The sequence below is a fragment of the Candidatus Thermoplasmatota archaeon genome (assembly GCA_034660695.1).
Taxonomy (GTDB): Archaea; Thermoplasmatota; E2; order UBA202; family DSCA01; genus JAYEJS01.
Genome location: JAYEJS010000110.1, coordinates 1 through 5,662, shown reverse-complemented (window position 1 = coordinate 5,662; position 5,662 = coordinate 1). Strand labels below are relative to the sequence as shown.

Annotated in this window: 6 protein-coding genes and 1 CRISPR repeat array; all 6 genes read left to right on the top strand. The window is 33.9% G+C overall.

The window, feature by feature from the left end; all coding sequences use genetic code 11:
• Positions 1 to 1,009, top strand: a 1,009-nt coding sequence (locus tag U9O96_05495) for a helicase-related protein (protein MEA2054554.1), incomplete at its 5' end; no start/stop codon positions are given.
• Between the two features lie 256 nt (positions 1,010 to 1,265).
• Positions 1,266 to 1,526, top strand: coding sequence for an ATP-binding protein (locus U9O96_05490; protein ID MEA2054553.1), 261 nt, complete (start codon positions 1,266 to 1,268; stop codon positions 1,524 to 1,526).
• Positions 1,504 to 2,919: an ATP-binding protein gene (locus tag U9O96_05485; GenBank protein ID MEA2054552.1), complete on the top strand. Its 1,416-nt coding sequence runs from the start codon at positions 1,504 to 1,506 to the stop codon at positions 2,917 to 2,919. The genes U9O96_05490 and U9O96_05485 overlap by 23 nt, the downstream gene beginning before the upstream one ends.
• Positions 2,920 to 3,217: 298 nt before the next feature.
• Positions 3,218 to 3,736 (top strand): CRISPR-associated protein Cas4, encoded by a 519-nt coding sequence (cas4, locus tag U9O96_05480; protein MEA2054551.1) that lies wholly within the window; start codon positions 3,218 to 3,220, stop codon positions 3,734 to 3,736.
• Positions 3,733 to 4,722, top strand: coding sequence for a type I-B CRISPR-associated endonuclease Cas1b (cas1b, locus tag U9O96_05475; GenBank protein ID MEA2054550.1), 990 nt, complete (start codon positions 3,733 to 3,735; stop codon positions 4,720 to 4,722). Before cas4 ends, cas1b begins: the two co-directional genes overlap by 4 nt.
• 1 nt (position 4,723) lies before the next feature.
• Positions 4,724 to 4,987, top strand: a complete 264-nt coding sequence (cas2, locus tag U9O96_05470; protein MEA2054549.1) for a CRISPR-associated endonuclease Cas2 — start codon at positions 4,724 to 4,726, stop codon at positions 4,985 to 4,987.
• Between the two features lie 141 nt (positions 4,988 to 5,128).
• Positions 5,129 to 5,621: a CRISPR direct-repeat array (repeat unit 30 nt; unit sequence GTTAAAATCAGACCATAGTGGGATTGAAAT).
• Positions 5,622 to 5,662: the final 41 nt, after the last annotated feature.

The following is a 5,662-nucleotide window of genomic DNA, read 5'->3' as shown; positions in this document are numbered from 1 at the left end:
TTTTGACTTTAATGAAAAGGATTTTGATGAATTTAAAAAAGAAATTTTCGATCAAATCGTAAATAAAGCAGACAAAGACATTATGGTAGTATTGAACACCATTAATTCTTGCAAAGACTTGTATGAATGTTTAAAAGAAAAATTTTCTAAGAAATATGGATTAAATGCGGAGGAATGCATAGATAGAGATGGAATCTGTAATTTCCCTAACATAGAGCTTATTAATATGTCAACTCATGTCTTGCCAAATTTCCGTCTAAATAGAATTAATCGTATTAAAAATGACAAAAAAAGGAAAATTATCATAACTACGCAATTGATTGAGGCTGGAGTAGACATAAGTGTAGATATAATTTACAGAGATTTTGCTCCTTTAGATTGTATAATCCAAACTGCTGGACGTTGTAATCGAAATAATAAACAAGAGAAAGGCATGATTAATGTTACTGTATTGAAAGATGAGAATAATAAGCCATTCTACTCTTACATCTATGACTCTACGCTTATAGATGTTACAAAAGAAGTAATTGAAAAGATTGGTAAAAATGTCTCTGAAAAAGATTTTACTATGAAAGCTGCCGACGGGTATTATAATCTTGTGGTAGAAAGAGGCTTCACCGAGGATCCTGCAATTATAGACCATCTAAAAAAGTTGGAGTTCTCTGATACATCTGAATTTAAGCTAATCAAGAATGAATTACCAGCTGTATCTATTTTCGTAGAAATTAATGAGGGAGCAAAAGAAACTAGAATAAAAATGGAAGAGATATTAAGGGAGAAGAAGGGCTTTGAAAAAAGGGAAAAATTATTAGAGATGAGAAGGAATATAAGTTCGTTCACTCTTTCGATAAACTGTAGCAAAAAATTGGAAGAGAAAATAGGTTATTTACCATCGGTTGGAGAAATGGAAGATTTTAGATATATACCCAAAGAAGATTTAGATAAATGGTATAAGTTAGATGTTGGATTTCAACCACCTAAAAGTAATATTGATATGATAATTTTATAAAACAAAGAATTTGCTGTTGCATTAATTGGCCAATTCTTTGAATGCTCATGAATTAAATTTACCCATCAAACCCCAACTACAAAACCACATTTTACGCCATGCGGTACAAACTCGCATTCATGCATTCAAATTACGATTATTATAATTACGATTCGAAAGTTTGAATTTATGGATAGAGAGGCGGTATCCTGATTCTAGAAAATAAAACATAAAACTGCAAAATAATTAAACAGTCTAATCTACATTAGTATAATCTATGTTAGACAAATTCATTGACAGGGAATTTGAACTTAAGACTTTAAGGGAAAGATACGATTCTAAAAAGCCCGAGTTTTTGGTTATTTATGGGAAAAGAAAGATCAGTAAGACAGAGTTGGTGAAGCAGGCATTTAAAGGCAAACCGATAACTCATGCACCAAAACATGTTTTAAAATGTGCAATGGAACATCTAAACTTCCGTAAGATTTATAATTCGAATTACGATTATTATAATCATGATTCGAAAGTTCGTAAATAGAAAATCTGAGCTGGAATTTCTTGAAAGCGCCTATGAAAAAAAGGGTCTGCAGGTTATAGTCATGTATGGAAGGAGAAGGGTTGGAAAAACAGAGTTGATAAAAAAGTTCATTGAAAACAAAGACGCAATATATTTTCTTGCAGACCAAAGAGGATCTAAAAAAAACATAGAGAGATTCGTCGGGCATATTCAGGAACATTTTAACCTCCCGCCACTGAGAATAGATTCCTTTGAAGATGCTTTCAAATTAATCGCAGAGAAATCTAATGGGAATAGGGTTATAATAGTAATCGATGAGTTTTCCTATCTAATAGAAAGAGAACCTGCATTGGCTTCAGTATTTCAATTTGTCATCGATGAAATTTTGAAAAAAATGAATGTTTTTCTGATTTTCTGCGGGTCGAGTATATCTATGATGGAAAAAGGAGTACTAAGCTATAAAAGTCCACTTTATGGCAGGAGAACGGGACAAATTAAACTAACGCCAATAAAATTTAAAGATTTAAAGGAATTTTTTCCTAAATATTCGATTAAACAGTTAATAGAAGTATACAGCATTTTGGGAGGAATCCCTGCTTATCTTAATTTGTTTAACCCAGATAAAGATGTATTCGAGAATATAAAAGAAACTTTCCTTGTGAAAGAGCATCTACTTTATCAAGAACCAGAAATAATCCTCAGAGAAGAGTTGAGAGAGCCAAGGGTATATTTCAATTTACTCGAAGCCATGGCAAATGGAAAGACCAAACTCACGGACATCGCAAACAAAGCCGGTATGAACGCCAAGGATGTAACCTCTTACATTAACTCTTTGATCGAACTCGATATAGTGAAAAAAACTTATTTGGTGACAGAAAAGAAACCTAAGAGCAAAAAAACCCTTTATTTTTTAAAGGATAATTTCTTCACTTTCTGGTTTAGATTTATCTTAGTGAATAGAGAAAAAATTGAAAGGGGGCAAACCAAAGTTTTATTAGGCAAAATAGAAAACGAGCTTCCAGAATACGTAAGTAAAAAATTTGAGGAGGTGTGCATTGGCTTTTTGTGGGAAAGACCACCCTTTACTTTCACCAGAATCGGAAAGTGGTGGGGAAGTTATAGAGATAAGCAAACCAATGACAGAAAAAACGTTGAGATCGATATAGTTGCATTAAACGATGAAACAAAAGAAATACTGTTTGGAGAATGCAAATGGCAGGATAAAAAAGTTGATCTGAAGGTTATAGAAAGTTTAAAAGAAAAATCAAAACTCGTTGATTGGAATAAAGATAAAAGGAAGGAATATTTTGCCGTGTTCTCAAAATCTGGATTCACCCCATCCTGCTTGAATTACTGTAGAGAAAATAGAATAATGACATTTGACTTAAAAAGCATGGAATGCATATTCAAATAAATGAATGGCAAGTAGATAACTCATCCACCAAAACATACATGCAGCAAAACATGCAAAACATAATTAATCGAACGATAGTTTGATATATCGAACTCACCCATCAAAACTACATCCAACAAAATATGCACTAAAACATGTATGCAATGGATGCATACTATTTTTCATGCAACAAAACATGTTTTAAAATGTACATACAATAAAAACAAAGTTGTGCAAACTTTATAATTCGAATTGCGATTATTATAATCATGATCCGAAGATTTGTAAAGAAAGACATCGATAATATTTTGGAGGATAAATGGAAGGCTACATCAAACCAATGACCATAACGGGGGTGAAGGTGAATTACTATTTCATATGTAAAACCAAGCTGTGGTTATTTTCACACAACATTCAGATGGAAAAAGAGAATGAATATGTGCAGATGGGAAAATTGATTCATGGATCCAGTTATCGAAGGGCAAAGAAAGACATAATCATTGACAATGCCATATCGATCGATTTTGTGAAAAATGGCGATATTTTGGAAGTCCACGATATAAAGAAATCAAGGAAAATGGAATCAGCTCATAGATGGCAACTACTCTATTACTTGTATTACTTACATCAGCGAGGTGTTGATGCCATAGGCATTTTAAATTATCCATTGTTGAACAAGAAAGAAGTTGTGGAACCGAAAGAGCAGGACTTTAAGGAGATAGAAAAAATAATAGAAGACATCAGAAATATCGTCTCTGGGGACATGCCACAGCCCATTAAAAGAAAGTTGTGTAAGAAATGCAGCTATTATGAATTCTGCTTTGGAGGCGAAGGATGAGAACAAATTATTATATTATAAAAGATGGAATTTTGAGAAGAAAGGAGAACACGGTATATTTTATAAATAAGGAAGGAAAAAGGGCATTGCCGATAAACAAGATATATGCAATATACGCTTACGGAAATCTTTCTTTTACCTCTGGTGTTGTCTCGTATTTGGCAAGGAATGGCATTCCTATTCATTTCTTTAATAGTTATGGTTTTTATGAGGGAAGTTTGTATCCTAGGGAAACGTTAGTTGCAGGGGATGTAACTATAAAGCAAGCGGAGCATTATTCGAATAAAAGTAAGAGGTGTTACTTGGCAAAAAGGTTTGTGGAGGGAGCTACAAGGAATATTCTGAGAAATTTGAATTATTATTCTAGTTCCAATTTATCTCTTAAAAAATATATTGAAAATATCGAAAGCGAAATCCCCAGAATAGACGGTTACGATACGATACCTCAAATAATGAGCGTTGAAGGTCACATACGCGACATCTATTACAACGCTCTCGATGAGATATTTCCAGAAGAATTCAGGATGGGAACGAGGGTGAAGAGACCACCGAATAATAAGGCAAATGCGTTGATTTCTTTCGGTAACTCGTTGATGTACGCCACTGTTTTATCGGAGATATACAACACGCAGTTGAATCCAACCATATCTTATTTGCACGAGCCATTTGAACGAAGATTCTCCTTGTCGCTGGATGTAGCAGAGATTTTTAAGCCGATAATCGTTGATAGGGTAATATTCAAATTGGTTAATAAAAGGATGCTAAACGATGGGGATTTTGTAGGGGAGTTGGGGGATATGCTCCTATCAGATTCTGGTAGAAGGAAATTTTTGCAGGAATATCATGATCGATTATCGAGGACAATAAAGCACAAAAGTTTGGGAAGGGAAGTTTCTTATCAACGTCTCATCCGCCTGGAATTATATAAATTGGTGAAGCATGTCTTGGGAACGCAGGAATACAAGCCGTTGGTAATATGGTGGTAAAATGTATGTTATAGTTGTTTATGACGTGAATGTGGAACGAATTGATAAAGTCAGGATATTTCTTAAGCAATATTTAAATTGGGTCCAGAATTCTGTTTTCGAAGGTGAACTGACTAAAGTGGAACTAAAAATTATTGAAAAGGGAGTTAAAGATTTAATTGATCAAGAGCAGGATTCTGTAAGAGTTTATGTATTAAGAAATGATAAGTACTTGAAAACAATCGAATTGGGAACGAGCAAGGTCAAACTCTCCGAAATCATCTAACTCTAACCTTCGTGGATGTCTCATTCTGCATCCCATTTATAAAGATCCATGAAGAAGAGCCATCAAAGTTTAAATATGAATAGCGTTATTTATTAATAGCCCAAGACATATCAACAAAACATTATAAGGAGTGACGGCTGGGTTAAAATCAGACCATAGTGGGATTGAAATACTTACGCGTGGTTCAGCAGCTCCATCTATACAGAGTTAAAATCAGACCATAGTGGGATTGAAATGACTTTACCCGAGTGATCTAAGTGCATTTTTTGATCAGGTTAAAATCAGACCATAGTGGGATTGAAATAAAATCAATAGGTGTGCATGTGTGAGACCGCTGTTCGGTTAAAATCAGACCATAGTGGGATTGAAATGTTATTTTCTAAACATGCTATTAGAGTTGAGCCACTAGTTAAAATCAGACCATAGTGGGATTGAAATATTCATCGCCATTCTTTTTTCTTATCTTTTCTCTGAGTTAAAATCAGACCATAGTGGGATTGAAATGATGAAGATGAATTGAAGGAGATGAGGAAGGAAATGTTAAAATCAGACCATAGTGGGATTGAAATGACGGAACGACAAAATTCATTCCAGCAATCCGTAAGTTAAAATCAGACCATAGTGGGATTGAAATACAGAAGTAAACAGACCATACATTGTCAAAAAAAGAGTTAA

What these genes read in the sequence shown, in the direction of transcription:
- U9O96_05490 (MEA2054553.1), top strand. Translation starts at nt 1,266, where the DNA reads ATGTTAGACAAATTCATTGACAGGGAATTTGAACTTAAGACTTTAAGG.
- U9O96_05485 (MEA2054552.1), top strand. Translation starts at nt 1,504, where the DNA reads ATGATTCGAAAGTTCGTAAATAGAAAATCTGAGCTGGAATTTCTTGAA.
- cas4 (MEA2054551.1), top strand. Translation starts at nt 3,218, where the DNA reads ATGGAAGGCTACATCAAACCAATGACCATAACGGGGGTGAAGGTGAAT.
- cas1b (MEA2054550.1), top strand. Translation starts at nt 3,733, where the DNA reads ATGAGAACAAATTATTATATTATAAAAGATGGAATTTTGAGAAGAAAG.
- cas2 (MEA2054549.1), top strand. Translation starts at nt 4,724, where the DNA reads ATGTATGTTATAGTTGTTTATGACGTGAATGTGGAACGAATTGATAAA.